Genomic DNA, 797 nt, shown 5'->3' on the forward strand with positions numbered 1-797 from the left:
CCGTTTATTACATTATTTTTTAATAGCCCAACAAAACTCGCTTTCGCTCTTCAGAGTTTGAAATGTTGGCAATAAAGAGGCCAAAGTTAAAATCTTCATCATCGATATTTGCAGTTGGATCGATTTCAAATTGATCTTCATGTATATTTTTATAGGTAAATAACTCTTTCTCCACACCTTCCTTTTTAACACTCAAACAACACTGTTCTTTTGTAGTTCTTAAGTTAAAGGTCAGATCCCTGCTTAAAATAAACTTATCCATACCTACAACAACATATATATTATTTTTTTCGCTATATAATGCTAAAAATGTACCGTTTATTATGGAATAAAAACCAGAGCTTTCTAAATCATTAGAGTCACTTCCTAACAATTTTTCACATGTTAAATTGACCGTATCAAAACTAATTAGCTCTGAATAATCTCTATTATTTCGCAAATAAGCCATCTCGTTAATTAAAGACCTAAGTCTTTCCCTCCAGTTCTTGTTGAGCTTTCAATGATATCTTCCCAAGTTTTACCCCGACCTCTTAAATAGTTGATAGAAGGGCCAAGCTTATCACCATATTTTTTTTGATTTCTCATATAAATTTTATTGAGTAGGTCCTTTGGAGTAAAGTTCTTATATTTAACACCAATAGCCCTTCTTTCAGCACTCGCCCAACGTGCGATGCTTTCAGTCGAAGTGCCTGCTTTACGCATTTCTGCTACTTTTTGGGATAGCCCTTCCACTTCTTTTCTATATTTTGCTCTACCCTTAATTATTTTATACGCTTGATAAGCTCGAGGTCCCTGGG

2 protein-coding genes are annotated in these 797 nt (G+C 34.0%); both read right to left on the bottom strand.

Features of this window, described 5'->3' with window-relative positions; translation table 11 throughout:
- Positions 1–19: 19 nt before the first annotated feature.
- Positions 20–439 carry a hypothetical protein gene (locus SANK73390_RS02545; RefSeq protein ID WP_462763143.1) on the bottom strand — a complete coding sequence of 140 codons (420 nt, stop codon included), beginning with the start codon at positions 437–439 and terminating at the stop codon, positions 20–22.
- 17 nt (positions 440–456) lie between these two features.
- A partial coding sequence (locus SANK73390_RS02550) for a hypothetical protein (protein ID WP_462763144.1) occupies positions 457–797 on the bottom strand: 341 nt, incomplete at its 5' end.

The sequence above is a fragment of the Pseudoalteromonas sp. SANK 73390 genome, from assembly GCF_054966645.1.